This window comes from Sphingopyxis sp. (genome assembly GCF_034380315.1).
In the GTDB taxonomy this organism is placed as follows: Bacteria; Pseudomonadota; Alphaproteobacteria; order Sphingomonadales; family Sphingomonadaceae; genus Sphingopyxis.
In genome coordinates this window covers 206,319-227,500 of record NZ_JAXMPB010000005.1, presented here as the reverse complement: position 1 = coordinate 227,500, position 21,182 = coordinate 206,319, and the positions used below count along the sequence as shown (strand labels likewise).

Genomic DNA, 21,182 nt, shown 5'->3' with positions numbered 1-21,182 from the left:
ACATTTGGGCAACCATTTGTGGGGGGCACAGGCCAGGGGGTAGCGACTGTTTAGCAAAAACACAGGGCTCTGCTAAGTCGGCTTCAAGACGACGTATAGGGCCTGACGCCTGCCCGGTGCCTGAAGGTTAAGTGGAGGGGTGCAAGCTCCGAAATGAAGCCCAGGTAAACGGCGGCCGTAACTATAACGGTCCTAAGGTAGCGAAATTCCTTGTCGGGTAAGTTCCGACCTGCACGAATGGCGTAACGACTTCCCCACTGTCTCCAGGAGATGCTCAGCGAAATTGAATTCTCCGTGAAGATGCGGAGTACCCGCGGTTAGACGGAAAGACCCCGTGCACCTTTACTGCAGCTTCAGAGTGGCATTAGGAAAGAACTGTGTAGCATAGGTGGGAGGCTTTGAAGCACTGGCGCCAGCCGGTGTGGAGCCATAGGTGAAATACCACCCTGTTGTTTTCTGATGTCTAACCTCGATCCATGAAACTGGATCAGGGACCCTCTGTGGCGGGTAGTTTGACTGGGGCGGTCGCCTCCTAAAGAGTAACGGAGGCGCGCGATGGTAGGCTCAGGACGGTTGGAAACCGTCTGTTAGAGTGCAATGGCATAAGCCTGCCTGACTGCGAGACTGACGAGTCGAGCAGAGACGAAAGTCGGTCATAGTGATCCGGTGGTCCCGAGTGGAAGGGCCATCGCTCAACGGATAAAAGGTACGCCGGGGATAACAGGCTGATGATTCCCAAGAGCTCATATCGACGGAATCGTTTGGCACCTCGATGTCGGCTCATCACATCCTGGGGCTGGAGCAGGTCCCAAGGGTTTGGCTGTTCGCCAATTAAAGTGGTACGTGAGCTGGGTTCAGAACGTCGTGAGACAGTTTGGTCCCTATCTGCCGTGGGCGTCGAAATTTGAGAGGAGTTGACCCTAGTACGAGAGGACCGGGTTGAACATACCTCTGGTGTACCTGTCGTGGCGCCAGCCGCGCAGCAGGGTAGCTATGTATGGACGGGATAACCGCTGAAAGCATCTAAGCGGGAAGCCTCCCTCAAGATAAGATTTCACAGAGCCGTCGAAGACCACGACGTTGATAGATCGGATGTAGAAGCGTGGTAACATGTGGAGCTAACCGATACTAATTGCTCTATTCGCACTTAAGAGTCCCACCATCAACGACAACCCTGTCGGTTGTTCGCTGGAAGTGGATGATTGATCAGACAGTATTGCACGGATATCGATTGAAACCCTTTTTGACCTACGCCGGCTTCATTGCTTGGTGACCATGGCGTCAGTGACCCACCCGATCCCATCTCGAACTCGGCCGTGAAACCTGACAGCGCCGATGGTACTGTGGCTTAAGCCCCGGAAGAGTAGGACGTCGCCAGGCATTGCAGCCGGCGTAAGGTCGAAAAGAAACCCATTCACAAAGTCAGGGCGGCGTTGGCCGCCCTTTTGCTGTTTAACGCCGGAAATCGGCGTGATTGGTTGGCGCGGGATGGAGCAGCCCGGTAGCTCGTCAGGCTCATAACCTGAAGGTCGTAGGTTCAAATCCTACTCCCGCAACCAACTAAATTGGAGGGCCTCCTCGGTTAGTTCCGCAGGAGGCTTTTTTGCGTCTGAACAAGCGCATCGCTCTAGGATCGACACCAGTTTGCCTCGAAGGTGGCCGGAGTTCTGATCCGCCGCTTGATCCGGCTCAGTGCCTGCGGCGTTACACCGATATAGGCCGCCAGATCGGCCTGGGTTATCCGATCAGCTACATCAGGCATGGTTTCAAGCAGCACCGAATATCGCTCGTCCGGCGACAGGCTGAGGAGCTCATATTCGCGCCGCTCTTTTCGCTTGCCGTATGCCGACAGGAAATCGACCAGTATGTTCGCCAAACCAATGTCCCGACCCGCCTCTTCTTTCAGCCGACCAAAGGGCAACGCGATCACCGACCCATTCTCGATCGCGACGAGGTTGAAAGTGCACGGATCGTGGTCGACCAGAGCAACCATACTGCCGATTATCGAACCTTCGGGCAGGAACGACTTGATGTGTTGCCTGCCATCGGCGCGGACATAATAGGCTTTCAGCATACCGGATTTCACAAGGTAAATGTGGGTATTCCGGTCACCTTGAACGAATAGGTGATCGCGCGCACGAACCCTTGTCTCGCGCCCGTTCTGGATCATAAATTCTAGAAATCGCGACAAATGAACCTCGGTCAATTACAGCCGATAGCGGTGCAGGCATAGCTGCGCCGATGAAACTCGAGAACAAAACGATCGTCCTGACCGGAGGGAGATCCGGCATCGGATCTGACCTGCTTTCACAGCTGATAGGTCAGAATACAATCATCAACCTGTCACGCAACGCCCCGGCCATTGCAGCCCCTGCGCGCAAGGACAGCTGTCGCCATATCTCCACCGATCTGGCCGATGCCGCGAGCGTTGCCGGGGCGATATCAAAGATAAAGGAGCTCTGCCCCGATGGCATCGACGGGCTGATCAATTGTGCCGCTGTGCAATTCCTTCCTCAATTCGTCGCCGACGACTTTGAACATAATTCCATCGCAAAAGAGATCGCGGTCAATTTCACCAGCCCCGCCGAACTCATTTCGGGCTTGCTCGATTCCATGCTGAAACGCCCCGAAGCTTTCGTGTTCAACGTCAATTCGGGCCTGGGCATCGTGCCAAAACACGAGTCCGCCATATATTGCGCAAGCAAGGCCGCGCTCGACAATCTGACTCGTGGGTTACGCGCCCAGTTGGCGCACACCAGCGTGCGAATGCAACAGGCCTTCCTGCCGCTGGTCGACACGCCCATGACGACCGGGCGCGGCTCGGGCAAGATCAGCTCAGCCAGCGTTGCCGGTCAGATTATCCGTCAGATCGAGAGCGGGACGCTCGACCTCGACATCGGCAAGGTCAAAATGCTGCGCTCGATAAACCGGATATCTCCGGCCCTCGCCCATCGCATCATGCAGAAGGGCGGATCGTGAAGCCCCTTCTGAAAGCCATGTTCACCCTCGCGGCGATCTTTGCGTCGACATTCATCCTGGGCCGCGCGCTCGGCATCCTGACGGAAGAGAATGTGCGCAGTTGGCTAGAAGCGGCAAGCAACCTGTCTGTTACGACTGCTTTTCTGGTCGTTGTCATGCTGCTGTTCATCGACCTGTTTGTCGCCGTTCCGACGCTGACCATCGTGATTTTGGCCGGTTATTTCCTTGGCTTCGGAACCGGTTTTACAGCCGCGATGGTCGGGTCCGCATCGGCGGCATTCGGAGGCTATGCGATCTGTCGGCGGTGGGGTGAAGCTGCGCTTGCCAAGGTCGTTCGCGATCCGGCGCAGCGCCAGGACATGCGCGAAGCGTTTGCCGCGCACGGACCAGGCATGATCCTCCTCGCCCGCGCAGCCCCGATCCTGCCCGAGGTCACCGCATGCATGTCAGGCGTCAACCGTATGGCTCTGTCGCGCTTCTGTCGGTATTGGACGATTGGGGCACTGCCCTACATGGCCATCGCTGCCTATGCTGGCTCGGTCAGCACGATCGACGATCCCATGCCTGCGATCTATGCAGCACTTGGCCTTTATGCGCTCATGTGGACAGGGTGGTTCTTCTATCGACGGTTCCGGATGGCCAGCAAGCCGCCGATCAAGTTCTAGGTCGCGCCGCTACCTGCCCTTCTGCCAAGTTGACCCGCACCCCGATGCTGGACCACTTGGCTCGCGGCCGCTTATGCGGCAATGAACTGTCGGTCTGTACGTCAAATCAGTCGTCCAGCGATCGCGTTAGCGTCGTCAACCGTTCCCGAATATTGTCGTCCGTCGTGTGTTGTAACGCGCTATTGGCGACCGAGAAGAGTCTTCGTGCTGCATTCCGGTCCCCTTGCGCGAGGGCGATTTCAGCCAGTGCAAGATCGGCCGTTGCGCCGAACTCGGCCTGGCCGATCAGTTCCGCCACCTTCTTGCTATCCAGACCGTCCAACAGCGTCCCCGCCTCCGTATAGCGGCGGTTGGCCAAGAGGCACTCCGCTGCAAAATAACGGATGGCGTGCGTAAGCGGGTAGTCCGGCCCGAACGCTTGCCGCGTGGTGGCCAAGGCATCTTGCGCCACCGATGCACCGCGTGCACGCTGCGGCGTACGGCATAGGGCCGTGGCATAGTCTATCTGGCCGACCAGCGCCTGATGCGACTGTGCTCCTGCCTGTATTGAGGCACCCTGCCAGACACGCTCGGCCTCGCGCGCCGCTTCATCGTAGCGCCCGAGTGCTGCGAAACTCTCAAAACGGGTCGAATGCAGTCCCAGAGTGAACCGGTGGTTGTCTCCAAATCGCGCGCGCATCGCTGCGAGCAACGGCGTGCTGCCACGTAGCGCGGCCTCATGGCGGCCGATCATGGATAGCGCGTTGAGCCAATGTTGGCGGGTGACGAGCGTATCCGGATGATCCGCACCGCGAACACGGATCGATTCCGTGACAATCGCGCCCGCAAGCGGTTCGGCCTCCTTGGCACGCCCCAAGCGCATCAGTGCCAGCGCAAGTGATGATTTGGCCTTCAGTTGTTGAGTCGCCGGCGCCGCGTCCGGATCGGCGTTGGCGATAGCGATGGCGCGGCGGAATGAACGCTCGGCCAACTTAATGTCGGCCATATATCCGTATGCACCCTCCGCTTGTGCCAGCGCAAAGCCGACCTGGCCTTGTTTTCCGCGTTCGCCGAGCCGCGAGCGCTCCTGTTGCAGCATGCGGCCCGCTTCTTCGAGCCGTTGCGGCTGCCCGGAGGTCGATTCCATATGAATACGTCCGAGCCGACCGATCGCCGCATCATCGCTTTCGGCTTCTCCGGCACGTGCGAACCATTGTGCGGCACGAGCATATTCAGCGCGGGCAGTATCGAAATCCGAACGCCCGTGAAAAGCCCGCGCGACGGCCAAATGGAGCCGCGCCGCCACCGATGGTGAGTCCGCAAATCGTCGATCGATATTCGTGCTGGCGCGCTTGATCGCGTCGATCACCGTTTCGTTTGCGCTCGTCTGCACAGGATCGGGGCTGGCGAGCACATCTTCGGCAATAAAGCGATAGCCGGTGTCCGCCAATGTCCGTGCCTCGACCGCCTGATTGCGCTGCGACCAGGCGTAAAGCGCAAGCGCCGAGGTGGAGAAGAAGCCAATCGCCAGGCTGGCAACGGCGGCGCGTATCCATGGGCGGCGGGCCGCACGCCGCTCTTCCAGCTTCTTTTGTTCCGCCAGATAGTGCGCTCGTTCGGCTTGCTCGGCTGCCTCGCGCCGCCGCCGATCCAATTGTTCGATGCGTTCCGCCAGCTCTTGTGCGCTCGCCAATCTGCGGGCCGGATCGCCTTCGGCGGCCAGCTGTATGTCCTCGCGCAAGAGGGAGTCGGCGACATTTGCATCCCAACCCGGCGCCAAAGCCTTCCCAAAATCGCCGACCACCAGCTGGTACAGGATCAGGCCGAGGGCATAAATGTCGGTTTTGACGGTGGGTAGAGCGTCACCGGTCAGTTCCGGCGCACGGTAAGCAAGCGTGCCCGAGCGCGGTTCATCCTGGGCCAGATCGGCGCCGAGCGAGCCGGGATTGGTAATCTGAAAATTATCGAGCACAGCCTGATCGAGCAAGCGCCCGCTACCGAAGTCGGCGAGCCTGATGGTCTGACCCTGCGCACCATCGAGGATCAGGATATTGGCGGGTTTCAAATCCTTGTGCAGCACGCCAAGGCCGTGAACATCGGCCACGGCGCGTGCGATCTTCGCGGCCACGGCAAGGCGTTTGTCGATGGCGATCACCGCCAGCCCGCCATTCTCGCTTGCCCATGCGATCAGGTCTTGGCCGCCATAGACATATTCAAGGAAATAGGGCGACGTGTCGAAGTTCCATTCCAGCAGCGCAGGCAGCGGTGCCTTTTCCCCAAGCCCTGCGAAAACGACGCGCGACAACGCGGCCTCTCGTTTGAGCGCGCGCAAGCGGTCCGGTGCGTCGGCAAATTTGAATACGCGCTGCTCGCCCGTCTTGTCATGGCGCGCGAGCCACACATCGTCCGTACCGCTTTCGCCGAATGCGCGGATGAGCTTCCATTGTTTGCGTCCCGGAACGCCGTCGCCTGCGCTGAAGGCGAAGCGCGGCGCCAGCGGGGTTTCCACGCTTTCAACATTGACGGTGCAGTTCAAACGATAGCCCACACGCGGCACGGTTTCGACGATATTGTCCTGTCGGGTGCCGAGCGCTTTACGCAATTTTGAAATGGCGGTCGGCAACGAGCCTTCGACCACGGTGATCCCCGGCCAGACAGCGTCAAGGATTTCGTCCTTGGTCACGACCTCGCCCGCGCGCAGCAGCAACTCGTGCAGAACTTCAAGTGGCTTGCCTTCCAGTGCGACCGGCTTGCCATTAACACGCAGAACCCAGCTTGCTTCGTCAAACTCGGCTTCGGCGAATTTCCAGCGTCTGCGGCGACGGCGCGAGGAACTGTCAGACCCCATATAACCCCCTGTCTTTGCCTTTAGAAATTCTTGAGAAACCCATCAAGACTTTAAGGAACCAGTCCATCTAGTCATTCAGCCTGATTTCGATTTGCGAAAAGGGGTGCAACGATGACTTGGAGTATCTGTCGCGGTACGAACCGATATTTGCGGTCCGTCGCGATCGTCGCGGCCCTGCTGCTAATTCTCACGGCATGTGGATCGAGCGGGAAAACGCTCACGAACCCCGATAACGGACAAAAGCTTGAATTCGTTGATGACAGCCACGTCCGCTACATCGGGAATTATAAGAATCGCGAGTGGCTTTACGAAGCCGATCGCGCGTCGAACGGCGACATCATCGCAATGAAGATGCGCCACCCCGACGTGGGCTCGTTCGAGCTGCGCCGCAACGACGATGGCTGCCTGCTCGGCGATGGTCTGCGTTTCTGCCCATAGCGAAGGCGCTGATCCGCGGCACCGGCACGACAGCTTGGCGCGATATGTGCGTCAAAGATTCATCATTCTGAAGGGGTAAGGGCGTGGCAAAAGAGGCTCATTTTTCGGCGACGGAAACGGACGAGGGGGTGCTGTTCGGCATCGAGCCGGCCTCTATGCCCGCGTCCTTTGGGTGCATGATGGTCTTTTTCTATATTATGGCCGGGATCGGCGGGCTGGTCGCGCTTATTGGTCTGGCCAGTGGGGAAGATGGTACGGGCGCATTCTGGGGCGGACTGTTCGTGGCGGCAGTGCCGATCGGGGGCGTCCTTGTCTTCAAGCGTTTGAACGCCCGATACGAGCGCGTGCCCGTGCGAATGATCGTCAGCCGGAGCGGTATCGTCATCGGGGCGCGCTCTTATCGTTCCGAGGATATACGCGAGTTGGTCGTCGGTTTGCCTTTCGACAAAGGCGGCACCGAAATGATGCCAACCCATAGCGGGGTTGCCGGCACAGCGGGCGCGGCTGCGGGCATGGAAGTGCGCAATCGTTCCTACGCACTGATGGCGCGCCTGAAATCGAGCAGCAAGAACGAAGTGCTGGCCTTCGGCCTGACCTACAATGTCGCTTGCTCTCTCCTGTCGGACGCCAGCGCGGCGTTGTCCGGGAAGTATTGACGAATAGAGGGGGAAGGTGATGAGGTATCTTGCCGAACGAGACGGTCCAGGCGGGCTGGCCGCAAGGCTGCTTTTTTCTGGCGCCGTGCTATACTTGTCCGCTTGCGGGCAACCGTCGGGTGCCGATGCCAGCTCAACGGCCAACCGCAGTGCGATGGGTTCGGTGGCGGATACGAAGGCAAGAGCCGTTCCTGCAGCTACATCGCAGTCGACCCTGCCGATTGCAAAGGGGCTCTACACGTTCGGAGACGGATGTGCGTTTGCGGATAATGTGTTCTTCTATGATGGGCAAAATACTGGAGAAGTCGGTTTTGATGACTCCGGCCACTGGACGAATGGAGCGCTCAAAATTGCCCGGGTCGGGCCCGCGCACAAGCCGCTTGATGCCAAGGCTGCGCGCGCGTTTAGCGGATACACGCTGGCATGGTCGTCGGAAGGTGACCGCGAAGGCTATCCATCCCTGGCGCTGAAGCCGACGGGGCCCGGGCGGTTCACGCATCTCAGCTTGGGGTCCTTCGGTGAGCTTCAGTACGAACAATGCGCCTTCGCGGAGCTTTCCCCGAAAATGCAGGCCGCGCTTCGTGCCGAGCAGCCTCAGATGGCGGGCGGTTCCACCGCGCGGGTTGCGGCGCAATCCAGAACGGCCTTCCCGCCGATACCGAAGGGCTATTACGCGGTTGGTTCAACCTGCGCGCAAGCAATCGCCAACTTCGAGAACGATCCGTTCGGCCTGACATTTATCGATGAACGAAAAATGCTCACAGCTGGCTTGCTGCTTCACGAAATTACGAAATTCGAAGAAATGAAGCCCAATCGATTTCGGCTGAAAATGCGCACTCAGGGCGAAGACGGCAAAATGCATCCTGCAGATATGGTCGTCACCCTGACTGGTCCGTCGAGTTTTGTCAGCGACGACAGCGCGCCGCCAATGGGCAATCATACGCATTGCCCCAATGATTCTGTGCCCAAGTCGATTCGTGACCAGTTCGCGAGCTACGGCAGATAAGATACGATCGCATGGAGTAACTAGACCGTTCGTTGGCTGGGTACCCGTTGGTAGGAAGGACCAGAGCTGCGGACGTGAGGCAGTAGTTGCAGGAGCGTCATGAGCAACCGTTACCCGTCAGTTTTGTCTCGAATCTTTCGACCGCACCACCGCGCGATCCGAAAGGCGGAAGCGCGTTCGGCAAATGCCATCTCGTGCTTCCGCAGCATTTTTACTCGAGATGCTCCATTGCTAGTTCACCGGCCGCGAGCGCCCAGGGGTGTTGACGCTCTTCGTACACGGAGACGCCCGGAGCGGGGAAGCTCGGATCGGCGAATGCTCCGACGGCGATCATGACATGCTCGGGCATTGCATCGGCCTTCCAATAGACGGTCGAACCACAAGCCGGACAAAAGCTGAATGTCGCCGACGCCCCGCTGTCGCCAAGGCGGCTCCATGGCGTAGCGGAGCCTTCTATCGACACGTCTTCCTGTCGATACCGCGCCTGTGTCGCGAATATGCTACCCGTCCGCTTCTGGCATTCCAGGCAATGACAGATTGAGACGCGCACGGGCTCCCCGGTACAAGTCAATCGAAGTTGTCCGCAACTGCATGACGCTACTCGACCCATGATTCATATCCCCCTGAATGCTGCGTCAGGATCGGCGCCCTGATGCGTTCTTGAACGCCAAAGCATATAAGGGTCGACGTTTGGTAGCCAGCACCAAGCACCGATTGAATCAACGGGCGAGGTTCTTTGATACCCCGACCAAGACCCTAAGATGAATGTCACTTTTCCTTTTGCGTTCTGTAAGCTCCGCTTTGAGGTGTTGGACTGTGCGCGGGTGGGATCATTGACCTGGGCAGCGACAGGCAATGGCGTGCCGGGTCGGGCGGGGCGGTCAGGGGCGATAATTTTCGATCCAGGCGATCCGCTGAGCCAGCACGCGGATCTGGCAGCTGTCATAGATCAGCAAGGCGCCGGTTCCGCCGGCCATCCCCGATTTCGCGACACTTTCATCGCATTCGGCCCAGCGCGTCCGAAGCCATTCGCGCTGCGATCGGCGGAGCTGTGCCTGCGCCGCTTCGCCGGAAAGGCGGGCCATGGTGGTCCGCCAGCTTGCGTTGAGGCGTGCGTCCAGGCGCGCATATTCCTGGGCCGAACAATCGCGCATGGCGGCGGTTACGCCGCCGCTCGCGCCGATGCAGTCGCCATAGGCTTCCGATATCGGGGTTTCCATGTGAAGCGGTGCGGCCTGCTCGGACGCGATGCCGCTGGTCGCGGTTGCCGCCGCCAAGGTGAGTATCGCAGCGATCGCGCCTGCCGTCATGGTTTCGGCTCCGGTGCGTCGATGGGGTCGAAAGTGCCCAGCGTATAGCCGTCGCGTCCGGTCGTCGTCATCGTTGCGCCGCTGCATTCGCGAAGGCGGTGGGCGTAGCTGTGGCTGGTTTCGATCCGCTGAAGGTCGGGACGGGGGCGTCCATGCTGATACCATAAGGTCGCATCATATCGCGCGGTGGTTTCGCCGGTGCGCTCGATTCCCTTTGTCGACAGGGTGACTTCGCGGCGGTTGCCATCGGCATCGATGGACAGCGGCGCGACCTGGCGGCGGTCATCGGCGGCCAGATCTTCCAGCGCCGCGACGCATGCCTGATGCGTTTCAAAGTCTTGGGGCGGTTGCATCACGGGAACGCTGCCGCTGGCGAGCGCGAATGACGACAGCCCGGCCATGGCGATACCGGCCGCGCCCATCGCCGCCCTGTTTCCCGTGATCCTCATTCCTGGCACTCCTTGAATTTCAATCATGTGGCGAAGCTGCGAGGCTGCGGTCAAGTGCGGCGATGGAGGGGTACGCATTTGTTGGGTGCGGCCTTCGGTGGGCCTTGGGTCAGGGGCTCAGCCGTGCTAGGCGCCCCGCCATGCTGACGATCAATGGCCTTACCGTGCGTCTGGGCGGACGTACTATCCTCGACCGCGTGAGCGCGAGCCTGCCGGGCAAGAGCCGGACCGGGCTGATCGGTCGCAACGGCGCTGGAAAATCGACGCTGATGAAGGTGATGATCGGCAGCCTTGAGGCGGACGACGGCGGCATCGAAATGCCGCGCCGCACCCGCGTCGGCTATATTGCGCAGGAAGCGCCGAGCGGAACCGCGACGCCGTTCGAAACGGTGCTCGCTGCCGACACCGAGCGTGCCGAACTGCTCACCCGTTCGGAGAGCGAGACCGACCCCGACGCGCTCGGCGACATTCACGAGCGGCTGATCGCGATCGATGCCTATACCGCCCCGGCGCGCGCCGCGCGCATCCTGATCGGGCTGGGTTTTGACGAAGAGATGCAGGGACAGCCGCTCGACAGTTTTTCGGGCGGCTGGAAGATGCGCGTCGCGCTCGCCGCGCTGCTCTTTTCGAACCCTGACCTGCTGCTGCTCGACGAGCCGTCAAACCACCTCGACCTTGAAGCGACGATGTGGCTCGAAAGCTTTTTGCGGGCCTATCCCGGCCAGCTGGTGGTGATCAGCCACGAACGCGATCTGCTCAACAATGTCGTCGACCATATTCTGCATCTGGAGGGCGGCAAGATCACCCTCTATCCCGGCGGGTATGACGCCTTCGAGCGCCAGCGCGCCGAACGCGCGGCGCAGCTCGCCGCGGCAAAGGCGGCGCAGGATGCGCAGCGCGCCAAGCTTCAGGATTATATCGCCCGCAACAGCGCGCGCGCCTCGACCGCCAAGCAGGCCCAGTCGCGCGCCAAGCAGCTTGCCCGTATGCAGCCGGTTGCGGCGATCGCCGAGGATCCGAGCCTGGTGTTCGATTTCCCTAGCCCCGCCGATGATCTGAAACCGCCGCTGATCACCCTCGACTTGGCGAGCGTCGGCTATGCGCCGGGCGAGCCCATCCTTTCGCGGCTCAACCTGCGCATCGATCCCGACGACCGCATCGCGCTCTTGGGACGCAACGGCAATGGCAAGACGACGCTGGCGCGGCTGCTTGCCGCCCAGCTTCGCCCGATGGATGGCGCGATGGCATCGTCGGGCAAGATGCGCGTGGGGTATTTCACCCAGTATCAGGTCGAGGAGCTCGACGGCTCCGACACGCCGCTGGGGCATATGACGCGGGTGATGACGGGCAAGACGCCGGCTGCGGTGCGCGCCCAGCTTGGCCGTTTCGGCTTTTCGGGGAACAAGGCGACGACCGAAGTGGGGAAGCTGTCGGGCGGCGAGCGCGCGCGGCTGGCGCTGGCGCTGATCACCCGCGACGCGCCGCATCTGCTGATCCTCGACGAGCCGACCAACCACCTCGACGTCGATGCGCGCGAGGCGCTGGTGCAGGCGCTCAATGGTTTCGACGGCGCGGTGCTGATCGTCAGCCACGACCGCCACATGCTCGAACTGTCGGCTGACCGGCTGGTGCTTGTCGACAATGGGACGGCGCGCGATTTCGATGGCAGCATCGATGATTATGTCGCCTATATCCTGGGCAAGGCCGACGGCGGCGAACCAAAGGCGGCAGCCGCCAAGCCCAAGGACGCAAAGCTTGCACGACAAGAAGCGGCAAGGGCGCGCGAGGCGCAGGCGGTGCTGCGCAAAAACGCCAAGGATCATGAGGCGCGTGCCGCCAAGCTTGCGCAGCAGGTCAGCGCGATCGACCGCGCGATGTTCGATCCGGCTGGCGCCGAACCTGCTCTGGCGAAGCTGACGATGAGCGACCTGGCCCAGCGTCGCGGCAAGCTTGCCGCCGAACTGGAAGGCGTCGAGGCGGCCTGGATGGAGGCGCTGGAAGCGATCGAGACGGCGAACGCCTAGCGCCGACGATCAAGCGGCCCGTCGCCGCGTCAATGGTCCTGCATCAGCGCGGGGCATTGTCGCTCGGCGCTTCGCGGCTTTTCGGTTCTGTGCGCAGTCGAGCTGTCTTGGGATCGGGCAGGAGATGGAGCAGCCCCTGGGTAAATCCCCTTGGTGCAACCGTCATATGGTCCTCACCCGCCATCACCTCCGCCTTCAGGTCGAGCCCGGCATAATGTCTGGCGCGAAGCATGTCGGCAAAGACCGCATTGTCGCGGACCATGTCGACTTCCTGTTGATAGCGCGGGTCGCCGCGTCGCAGGGCTTCGAATTCGCCGACATACATATAGACGGCGGCATCCAGCGCGGTGCGCCTTTCGAGAAGGTCGGGTGCTTGTTTGAGCAGGTGGCCCTTGTCGAACCAGAATGACGGGCTGCCGAGCAGATAGCCGCTGAACATCTCGGGCCGGGTCAGGAGGATCTGGGCGCCGAGCAGCCCGCCATAGGAGTGGCCCACATAGATTCGGCGATGCGGCAAGGTCCGCCATTTCCCCTCGACAAATGGAAAGACGGATGTCTGCAGATAGTCCCGATACCGAAGGGATTCACCGTGCACCGCATCGGTGGGGGCATCGCTGGCGCCGTGCGATGTCGGCGTATAGTCGCGTCGGCGGCTGGCCTGCGGTGCTTCTCCCTTTGCGTAGGAGAGGCCGACCACGATAAATTCCTCGAGGCGAGGCCCTGCGCCATTCATCCTGCGGCCAATCGCGCGCAACATGGCAAAGCCGTAATCGGCGTCCGTGACATATATCACCGGATAGCGACGATCCGGATGGCTGGCATAGCTGGAAGGCAGGCTGACGAAGATCTGATAGGCGATGCCGCGCGCGTGATCGGACACGTCATGCACCTCGGTTCCGAAAACCTCATAGGGTGCGCCTTCGCCGCGTTGCGCAGGTGGGCGGGCGTCCTGCTGAAACGCGATCGCCGCCGTGACCGTCAGCAAAGCCAGCGCCAGCCCGGCGCCCATTCCCCATTTTCGCATCTGTCCCCCCCCCTTTTTTTGTCGTTGCCCTGTGCCCCGCATCGCTATCGACCGGCATCGGGCCGACAAGATGCCGCCGCGGCTTTCACGCTCAGATCGTGCTCAAATCCCGTTGAATGGATGCGCAGCATAGAGAGCGTGCAAGCGCCCGCCCGCCCGCCGATGGTCGGTCGGGCCTTTGCGCAGGCATGCGCTTCGCGCCAGTCGCCGACGGGGGCATGATGGCGAGCGGGGGGATCGGAAGGGCCGGATCACCGGCGGCCGTGCGCGCGTCCATTGACTCGTCGGCCGCCTTCCCGCATAATAGTTTCAATTGAAACCACTTGAGGGAATGCAGCATGGCCGACCTTTTCGATAATCCGCTGGGACTTGACGGCTTTGAGTTCGTTGAATTTTCGGCGCCCGAAAAGGGCATTCTCGAACCCGTTTTCGAAGCCATGGGTTTCACCCGCATCGCGCGCCACCGGTCGAAGGATGTGGAGTTGTGGCGGCAGGGCGGAATCAACCTGATCGCCAATTATGAACCCAAATCGCCCGCGGCCTATTTTGCCGCTGAGCATGGTCCGTCGGCGTGCGGCATGGGCTGGCGCTGCCGTGACGCGGCAAAGGCCTATGCCGATGCCATCGAACGCGGCGCCGAACCGGTCGAGGTCAAGACCGGCCCGATGGAACTGCGCCTTCCCGCGATCCGCGGCATCGGTGGTTCGATCATCTATCTGATCGACCGTTATGGCGACGACCTCTCCATCTATGACATCGACTTCGTTTATGAAGAGGGTGTCGATCGTCATCCGGTCGGCGCCGGTCTCCAGCTCATCGATCACCTGACACACAATGTCTATGGCGGCCGCATGGTGCATTGGGCGGCCTTTTATGAACGTATCGCCGGTTTCCGCGAAATCCGCTATTTCGACATCAAGGGCGAATATACCGGCCTGACATCGAAGGCGATGACCGCGCCCGACGGCAAGATCCGTATCCCGCTCAACGAAGAAGGCGCGGGCGGCGGCGGCCAGATCGAGGAATATCTGCGCGCCTATAATGGGGAAGGCATCCAGCATATCGCCTTTGCCTGCGACGATCTCTACGCCGCGTGGGACAGACTGAAAGCTCTCGGCAATCCCTTTGCCCCCTCGCCGCCGGAAACCTATTATGAACTGCTTGCCGACCGGCTGCCCGGCCATGGCGAGCCGGTCGATGAACTGAAGTCGCGCGGCATCCTGCTCGACGGATCGACGACCGAAGGCGACCCCCGACTTTTGCTCCAGATTTTCGGGCAGACGGTGATTGGCCCCGTCTTTTTCGAATTCATCCAGCGCAAGAAGGACGAAGGGTTCGGCGAGGGCAATTTCACCGCGCTGTTCAAATCGATGGAACTCGACCAGATTCGCCGTGGCGCTTTGGAGGTCAAGGAAAACGCCTGATCATGTCCGCTGCGCGCTCGGCCCGGCGTATCGGGCGCGAGCGCGCAGCTGGGAAACTTCGACCGGTTCTGTACAAATGGAGTTGGGTAAAATGACCAGCCAATCGGCCACCGATTGCCCCATCAAATTGGGCGGGGTTCACCACGCCGCCTATCGCTGCAAGGACGCGAAGGAGACGGTCGACTGGTACGGGCGAATGCTCGGCATGACCTACACGACCGCCTTTGCCGAGGATCATGTGCCGTCGACGGGGGAATATGACCCCTATATGCACATCTTTCTCGACGCGGGCGGCGGCAATATTCTGGCCTTTTTCGAACTTCCCAACCAGCCGGCGATGGGCCGCGACGACAATACGCCGCAATGGGTGCAGCATCTGGCGTTCAAGCTTGGCAGCTATGATGAACTGGTTGCGGCCAAGACGCACCTTGAGGCGAATGGCGTCGATGTCCTCGGCCCGACGCACCATGGCATTTTCAAGTCGATCTATTTCTTCGACCCCAATGGCCATCGGATCGAGTTGGCCTGCGATATCGGCACCGACGAACAATATGCCGAACTCGCGCGCGTCGCGCCGTTGATGCTCGAAGAATGGAGCCAGACCAAACGCGCCCCGCGCCATGCCGCCTGGCTGCACGAGGCCGCGAACGAATAGGCGTTTTGGGCTCCGGCGAAAGCCGGGCTCCTCCGAATTCGGTGATCCCATGGGCCCCGGCTTTCGCCGGGGGCATGATATCAGTGCCGGAAATGGCGCATCCCGGTGAAGACCATCGCGAGACCCGCTTCGTTCGCGGCGGCAATTACCTCGTCGTCGCGGATCGAGCCGCCCGGTTGGATCACGCAGGTCGCGCCCGCTTCGACGGCGGCGAGCAGGCCGTCGGCAAAGGGGAAGAAGGCGTCGCTGGCGACCGCGCTGCCGACCGTCCGCGGGCTCGCCCAACCATGGCTTTCGGCCGCTTCGCGTGCCTTCGCCGCGGCGATGCGTGCGCTGTCGCGACGGTTCATCTGCCCGGCGCCGATCCCTGCGGTCGATCCGCCCTTGGCATAGACGATCGCGTTCGACTTCACATGCTTTGCGACCGTCCACGCGAACAGCGCGTCGGTGAGTTCATCTTCGGTGGGTTCGCGGTCGGTCACGACCTTCAGGTCGTCACGGGCGATCCGGCCATTATCGCGGCTCTGCGCGAGCCAGCCCCCGGCGATCGTCTTCAGCATCAGCCCGCTGCGTGCCGGATCGGGCAGTTCGCCGGTCAGGAGCAGGCGAAGATTCTTTTTCTTTGCGAACACCGCGCGTGCGTCGGCGTCGGCGTCGGGGGCGCAGACCACCTCGGTAAAGATGGCACTGATCGCTTCCGCCGTCGGCCCGTCAAGCGGGCGGTTGACCGCGATGATGCCGCCGAACGCCGAGACATCGTCGCATTTCAGCGCCGCGTCATAGGCTTCGGTCAGGCTCGCTCCGGTTGCGACGCCGCACGGGTTGGCGTGCTTGACGATCACGCAGGTCGGCGCGGCATCGCGGAATTCGGCAACGAGTTCGAGCGCCGCATCGGCGTCGTTGATATTGTTGTAGCTCAGTTCCTTGCCCTGCACCTGCTGCGCCTGGGCGATCCCGCGCGCGGCCGGACCGGCGGGCAGATAGAGCGCCGCCTTCTGGTGCGGGTTTTCGCCATAGCGCAATTCGCTCGCGAGCTTGGCGGTCAGCGGAAGCGTGGCGGGGAAGAACTGGCCCTGATCGGCAAAGGCGAACCATTGCGCGATCATGCTGTCATAGGTGGCGGTGTGCGCAAAGGCGGTCGCGGCGAGCCGCTTGCGAAGAGCGAGGGAGGTTGCGCCGCCGTTCGCGTCCATTTCTTCGATGACGGCCGTATAATCTTCGGGTTCGGTGACGATGCCGACAAAGGCGTGGTTCTTTGCCGACGAACGCACCATCGCCGGGCCGCCGATGTCGATATTCTCGATGATCGTGTCGCGGTCGGCGCCCGACATGACCGTCTGCAGGAACGGGTAAAGGTTGACGACGACGAGGTCGATACCGCCGATGCCATGCTCTTCCATCGCCGCGACATGCGCCGCATCGTCGCGAACCGCGAGGATGCCACCGTGCACGGTCGGGTGCAGCGTCTTGACGCGGCCGTCCATCATTTCGGGAAAGCCGGTGATATCCGACACGTCCAGAACCGGATACCCGGCCTCGCGCAGCGCCTTGGCGGTCCCGCCGGTCGAAACCAGCTCGACGCCGTGACGGACAAGCGCGGCGGCGAGGTCGGTGAGGCCCGCCTTGTCGCTGACGGACAAAAGCGCGCGGCGGACGGGGACGAGATCGGTCATGGCAAGGGACTCTGCGATGGGATGGAAAGACGCGGTCCCCCTAGGCCTGTCGTCCCGCATGCGCAAGCTGTGGTCGCCCCCGCTTTCGCAGGGGCGACCTTTGCGATCACAAACCCAGCGCCGCCGCTATATGGTCCCAGCGGACAATTTTGAAATTCTGGGCATGGGGGCCGTTGTCGCCATCCTGGGCCAGGAATATCCCGTCGGGGTACGCCGAACCGAAATGACCGGCGGCCGCTTCGATGCCGTCGGTCTCGCTGGTCGCGACAAACTTGCCGGCAACGATCGCGAACCGGCCGACATAATCGATACCGGGCAAGCGGAAGACGGCATAGCTGTTGTCGCCCTGGCTCGAAGCGATCAGATAGCGCTGCCCCTTGTGCTCGATCGTCGCCAGCCCCTCGACATCGGCGACCAGTCGCTGGTTGTCGACCGGCGCGACCAGGCGCGCCGCGGCGCCGTTTCCATCGCGGGTCAATTGCCAGATGCCCGCATCCTCCTCGCCGACATAAAGAGTGTCACCGTCAAAGACGCAGCCTTCGGACTGGGTCGGGACCTTGTGCTCCCATTCCACCGCAAAGCGCGGCGCGGTGCCCTCGGCCAGCGTCAGCGTGCCGACGCGCACCGTCCCGTCCTTGACGATCAGCGCCGCGGTAATCGGCGCGCCCGGGGCGCCGCGCCGGAGACAGAGGCCATAGGCTTCGCCGTTTCCGGCCGGTGCGCGGCCGAGCGCGGTGATCGCGGGCGCATCGGGGTCGAGCCGAAACAGCGCAAGATTCGCATTCTGGCCATCGTTGCGGTCGCTTGCGACGATGATATTGCCCGCGACATCGACATTGTTGACCCGTCCCGCTGCGATGAAGGCGATATCGCGGCCCGACAGATCATAAAGGTGGAGCCCCGCCTTTTTGTCGGTCGCGACGATCAGGGCCCGGTCGGGGTTTGCGGGATCGATCCAGATCGCCGGATCGTCGGCGGCATCGGCGCGGCCGGTGCCGACCGGCGCGGTTTCCCCGCTCGCCGCTACCGCCGCCGGGGGCAGACCCGTGATCGTCGGCGCCCGCGTCGACGTACAGCCGGCGAGCAGGGCGGCGGTGAACGCCAAGATACTCGCCGTGGGCATGGTCGTGGTCCTGCGCATGAAGTCGCCCCTCCGGATCAGAAGCTGGCCGACACGCCGAACTTTGCCGTCCAGCTGTATTTTTCGTACTGGAGCAGGCGCTTGCTGTTCGCGACATTCTGATAAGCGAAGTAGGGCGCATCGGTGACGTTCACCCATTCGGCGAACAGGCGGATGTCCTTGGTGATGCGGTACTTTGCCGACAGGTCGAGCTGGAAGTGCTGGTCAACGATCCGGTCCTCGGCGGCGTCGGCGCCCAGTTCGTCGAGATATTTGTCGCGGTAGGTGCCTGCGGCCCGCAACGAAATTGGACCCTTTTCATAGCCGATTGCGACGTTGAACGTGTGCTTCGACGCCGACGGCAGGGTGATGCGCCGCGCATCGGCCGGGTTCCCATTGACGAACACCGTCCCCTTGGCGTCGGTGTAGCTGTAATTGGCATTGAGGAGCAGGCCGTCGAAAGGCGCAGGCAGGAAATCGAATTGCTGGGCATAGGACAGCTCGATTCCCTTGATCTTTGCCGTGTCGCCGTTCTGGAAGGTGGTGGCTTCTTCATAGTCCACCCCATAGGCACTGCCGCCGTCGCGATCGCGGACCGTCACGATGAAGTCCTTTACCGATTTCCAGAACAGGCCCGCCGTCAGGGCCGAGTTCTTTCCGAAATACCATTCGGCCGACAGGTCCATGTTCCAGGCATCATAGGGGCGAAGGTCGGGATTTCCGAACTCGGCCTCGCGATCCTCGTTGATCGTGAAACGAGGCGCGAGGTTCGACAGCTTGGGGCGCACCAGATTCTTGTAGGCACCGAAACGCAGGACGACATTGCGTGCCGCGTCGTAGCGAACGGCCAGGCTGGGCAACCAGTTGCTATAGTCGCGAGCGAAGCGGGTGGCCGAAACGACCGGATCCTCATCCTCGTCTTCGACATTGACCAGAAACCCGCGGATATCGTTTTTCGTGCGTTCGACACGAAGGCCGCCGATGACACGAAGGTCGCTGCTGTCAAAACGGCCCAGCAGATAACCCGCGAGGACATCCTCGTCGATCGCATAGTCGGAGGCCGCCGAATTGACGATGGTGTCGAGCGCGTTCGGTTCGAACCCGGACCGGTTGGCGTAGAAGAAATCGGTCGGTCCGTTGCGGCTCGGCAGCGGTCCCAGATCCTGAATGCGATAGGTCTGGTTCCCCAGCACGTCGGCGAGCGTGTAGCTGCCATTATATCCGTCGAACACTTGCGTTTCCAGATCATACGACTTGTCGCGCCAGCGCGCCTTGATGCCGGCCTGAACGGTAATGCTGCCGCTATCGGCCGCAAATTCGCGGGCGATGTCGCCGCGCATCGTCCATTCGCGATCCCTGGCGTTCGACAGGTCGGTAAGTTCCAGCTCGTTGAAGCCGTAGCGCGTCGGGTCCTCGAAGCGAGCGACATTGCCCGATACTTCGAACAGCGGTCGGCGCGGGTCGCTATAGTCGAAATCGACATTCACGCCGTTGTTCTGGAACCGCGCGCGAAAACGGGTCGGATCGACCGAGCCATTCTCCAGCTCGCTCGCCTCTGCCCATGACCCCGAATAGCTCAGCTTCCAGGGGCCGGTTTCGGTTTCGCCGCCGAGCGTTACCGATTTGATCTTCTGTTTCTCGAAGCGGTCCTTCATGCGGCGGCGGACCTCGATGCGGCCATCGGCGTCGCGGAAGAAAGCCGAGGTGGCGCTGCTCATGGCCGCGACCGGCTTTCCGCTCATGATCAGGGTCAGGTCGCCGCGATATTCATGGTCGGAAAATTCGCTGTACAGGCCGCGGGCGTAGAGTTTCGTCGAATCGCTTGCGCGAAAATCGAGACTGAGGGAACCGCCGATACGCTCGCGCGTCACGTCATAATCGCGATATTGCAGTTCCTCGGCATAGGCATTTCCGTCGTCGTTGACGGCCCAGTCCGATCCTTCGATATTGTCGGTCTCAAACTTGCGGCGATAGTAGCTGACACCGCCCGCGATGCCGAAATTATCAGTGATGCGGGTCGAAAAATCGATGCTGCCCTTGGGTGTCAGGGCGTCGGCATAGTCATTATAGCTGCCCTCGACCTTGACCGACAGCAGGTCCTTTTTGCGATCGAACGCGCTGGTGGTGTTGATTTCGATCGATGCACCCAGCGTATCTGCGTCCATGTCGGGGGTCAGCGATTTCTTGACCTCGATCGACTCGATCAATTCGGCCGGGACAACGTCGAGCGCGACCGAGCGCACATCGCTTTCCGGCGCGGGCACGCGCGTGCCGTTGATCGACGCGGCGTTGAGTTCGGGGTCGAGACCGCGGACCGAGACGAAGCGCCCTTCGCCCTGGTCGTTCAATATGTTGACGCCGGGCAGGCGGCGCAGCGATTCGGCGACATTCTGATCAGGGAATTGGCCGATCGCGTCGCGGGTCAGCACGCTTTCGACGCCATCGGCAGCGCGCTGGCGCGACAGGCTGCTCGACAGATTGGCGGCCTGGCCGATCACCAGGATCGCGCCATCGGTGCCGAGGGTGAAATCGACGACCACGCGGCCACCATCGGTGACATCGACCTTGCGCGTTACCGGCTCTGCACCGACATAGCGGGCCTCCAGCGTATAGGTGCCGGCCGGCACGTCGGCGAAACGAAAGCTGCCGTCGCGTCCGGATTCGGCGATGCGGCCGAGTTCAACGATGCGCACCTCGGTGCCCTGCAACGCGCGGGTATCGCTGACGTCGGCAATTGTTCCGACGATGTCGGCGGCGAATGCGGTGGTCGGCATCGCGGCAGCGAGTGACAGGAATGAGCCGAGCAGGATGCGCGAGCGAACGCTGGAAATCTGTGTCATGGAACCCCCAAAAGACGGACGGTGCCGCCGGATCCTGTTGGCTTCCGGCGAGTCGAGGGGGCCAGTGACAGCGCTCCGTGACCGCTGTGTTA

The 21,182-nt window shown here is 61.6% G+C and carries 17 protein-coding genes, 1 tRNA gene and 2 rRNA genes (1 of these 20 only partly in view); 11 read left to right on the top strand and 9 right to left on the bottom strand.

The features are described from left to right. The 3 genes from U0S50_RS11455 to U0S50_RS11445 form a co-directional block, all read left to right on the top strand. Positions 1-1,151 (top strand): 23S ribosomal RNA (locus tag U0S50_RS11455); it begins 1,641 nt to the left of the window's first position. Between the two features lie 114 nt (positions 1,152-1,265). Continuing rightward, positions 1,266-1,380, top strand: a 5S ribosomal RNA gene (gene rrf / locus U0S50_RS11450). Between the two features lie 102 nt (positions 1,381-1,482). Then, positions 1,483-1,559 (top strand) — tRNA-Met (locus tag U0S50_RS11445). Positions 1,560-1,627: 68 nt separating this feature from the next. Here U0S50_RS11445 and U0S50_RS11440 read toward each other — a convergent pair. After that, a complete protein-coding gene (locus tag U0S50_RS11440; RefSeq protein WP_322308997.1) occupies positions 1,628-2,170 on the bottom strand; it encodes a Crp/Fnr family transcriptional regulator in 543 nt (180 codons plus the stop codon). 71 nt (positions 2,171-2,241) lie between these two features. On the opposite strand from U0S50_RS11440, the gene U0S50_RS11435 reads away from it, so the two are divergent. Next, positions 2,242-2,979 carry an SDR family NAD(P)-dependent oxidoreductase gene (locus tag U0S50_RS11435; protein WP_322308913.1) on the top strand — a complete coding sequence of 246 codons (738 nt, stop codon included), beginning with the start codon at positions 2,242-2,244 and terminating at the stop codon, positions 2,977-2,979. Beyond that, positions 2,976-3,644 carry a VTT domain-containing protein gene (locus U0S50_RS11430; protein WP_322308912.1) on the top strand — a complete coding sequence of 223 codons (669 nt, stop codon included), beginning with the start codon at positions 2,976-2,978 and terminating at the stop codon, positions 3,642-3,644. Before U0S50_RS11435 ends, U0S50_RS11430 begins: the two co-directional genes overlap by 4 nt. Positions 3,645-3,750: 106 nt before the next feature. On the opposite strand, the gene U0S50_RS11425 is transcribed toward U0S50_RS11430, so the two are convergent. Continuing rightward, positions 3,751-6,471, bottom strand: a complete 2,721-nt coding sequence (locus tag U0S50_RS11425) for a protein kinase domain-containing protein (RefSeq protein ID WP_322308911.1) — start codon at positions 6,469-6,471, stop codon at positions 3,751-3,753. Positions 6,472-6,582: 111 nt separating this feature from the next. Here U0S50_RS11425 and U0S50_RS11420 point away from each other — a divergent pair, with 111 nt between their 5' ends. The 3 genes from U0S50_RS11420 to U0S50_RS11410 all read left to right on the top strand — a co-directional run bounded on the left by U0S50_RS11420 (position 6,583) and on the right by U0S50_RS11410 (position 8,571). Continuing rightward, entirely contained in the window at positions 6,583-6,909 is a 327-nt protein-coding gene (locus U0S50_RS11420) for a hypothetical protein (protein WP_322308910.1), read from the top strand. A gap of 128 nt (positions 6,910-7,037) precedes the next feature. Continuing rightward, positions 7,038-7,565, top strand: a complete 528-nt coding sequence (locus U0S50_RS11415; RefSeq protein ID WP_322308909.1) for a hypothetical protein — start codon at positions 7,038-7,040, stop codon at positions 7,563-7,565. A 19-nt stretch (positions 7,566-7,584) separates the two neighbouring features. After that, positions 7,585-8,571 (top strand): hypothetical protein, encoded by a 987-nt coding sequence (locus tag U0S50_RS11410; RefSeq protein ID WP_322308908.1) that lies wholly within the window; start codon positions 7,585-7,587, stop codon positions 8,569-8,571. A 211-nt stretch (positions 8,572-8,782) separates the two neighbouring features. Here the strand turns inward: U0S50_RS11410 and U0S50_RS11405 are convergent, their stop codons facing one another. From U0S50_RS11405 to U0S50_RS11395, 3 genes are all read right to left on the bottom strand, one after another. Beyond that, on the bottom strand, positions 8,783-9,181 hold the full coding sequence (locus tag U0S50_RS11405; RefSeq protein ID WP_322308907.1) for a GFA family protein: 399 nt from the start codon (positions 9,179-9,181) through the stop codon (positions 8,783-8,785). A gap of 271 nt (positions 9,182-9,452) precedes the next feature. Then, positions 9,453-9,881 carry a lysozyme inhibitor LprI family protein gene (locus U0S50_RS11400; RefSeq protein WP_322308906.1) on the bottom strand — a complete coding sequence of 143 codons (429 nt, stop codon included), beginning with the start codon at positions 9,879-9,881 and terminating at the stop codon, positions 9,453-9,455. Next, positions 9,878-10,330, bottom strand: coding sequence for a hypothetical protein (locus U0S50_RS11395; protein ID WP_322308905.1), 453 nt, complete (start codon positions 10,328-10,330; stop codon positions 9,878-9,880). Before U0S50_RS11395 ends, U0S50_RS11400 begins: the two co-directional genes overlap by 4 nt. 140 nt (positions 10,331-10,470) lie before the next feature. Between U0S50_RS11395 and U0S50_RS11390 the strand changes: the two genes are divergently transcribed. Beyond that, entirely contained in the window at positions 10,471-12,354 is a 1,884-nt protein-coding gene (locus U0S50_RS11390; RefSeq protein ID WP_322308904.1) for an ABC-F family ATP-binding cassette domain-containing protein, read from the top strand. Positions 12,355-12,397: 43 nt separating this feature from the next. Here U0S50_RS11390 and U0S50_RS11385 read toward each other — a convergent pair whose 3' ends face one another. Then, positions 12,398-13,378, bottom strand: coding sequence for an alpha/beta hydrolase (locus U0S50_RS11385; protein WP_322308903.1), 981 nt, complete (start codon positions 13,376-13,378; stop codon positions 12,398-12,400). A 338-nt stretch (positions 13,379-13,716) separates the two neighbouring features. On the opposite strand from U0S50_RS11385, the gene hppD reads away from it, so the two are divergent. Then, the gene (gene hppD, locus U0S50_RS11380; protein WP_322308902.1) at positions 13,717-14,802 is read left to right on the top strand and encodes a 4-hydroxyphenylpyruvate dioxygenase; all 1,086 of its coding nucleotides are present in this window, start codon (positions 13,717-13,719) and stop codon (positions 14,800-14,802) included. 91 nt (positions 14,803-14,893) lie between these two features. Then, positions 14,894-15,457, top strand: coding sequence for a VOC family protein (locus tag U0S50_RS11375; RefSeq protein ID WP_322308901.1), 564 nt, complete (start codon positions 14,894-14,896; stop codon positions 15,455-15,457). 80 nt (positions 15,458-15,537) lie between these two features. On the opposite strand, the gene purH is transcribed toward U0S50_RS11375, so the two are convergent. From purH to U0S50_RS11360, 3 genes are all read right to left on the bottom strand, one after another. Further along, on the bottom strand, positions 15,538-17,130 hold the full coding sequence (purH, locus tag U0S50_RS11370; RefSeq protein WP_322308900.1) for a bifunctional phosphoribosylaminoimidazolecarboxamide formyltransferase/IMP cyclohydrolase: 1,593 nt from the start codon (positions 17,128-17,130) through the stop codon (positions 15,538-15,540). Positions 17,131-17,236: 106 nt separating this feature from the next. Then, positions 17,237-18,271: a phytase gene (locus U0S50_RS11365; RefSeq protein ID WP_322308899.1), complete on the bottom strand. Its 1,035-nt coding sequence runs from the start codon at positions 18,269-18,271 to the stop codon at positions 17,237-17,239. A gap of 17 nt (positions 18,272-18,288) precedes the next feature. Then, on the bottom strand, positions 18,289-21,090 hold the full coding sequence (locus U0S50_RS11360) for a TonB-dependent receptor (RefSeq protein ID WP_322308898.1): 2,802 nt from the start codon (positions 21,088-21,090) through the stop codon (positions 18,289-18,291). Positions 21,091-21,182 lie beyond the last annotated feature (92 nt).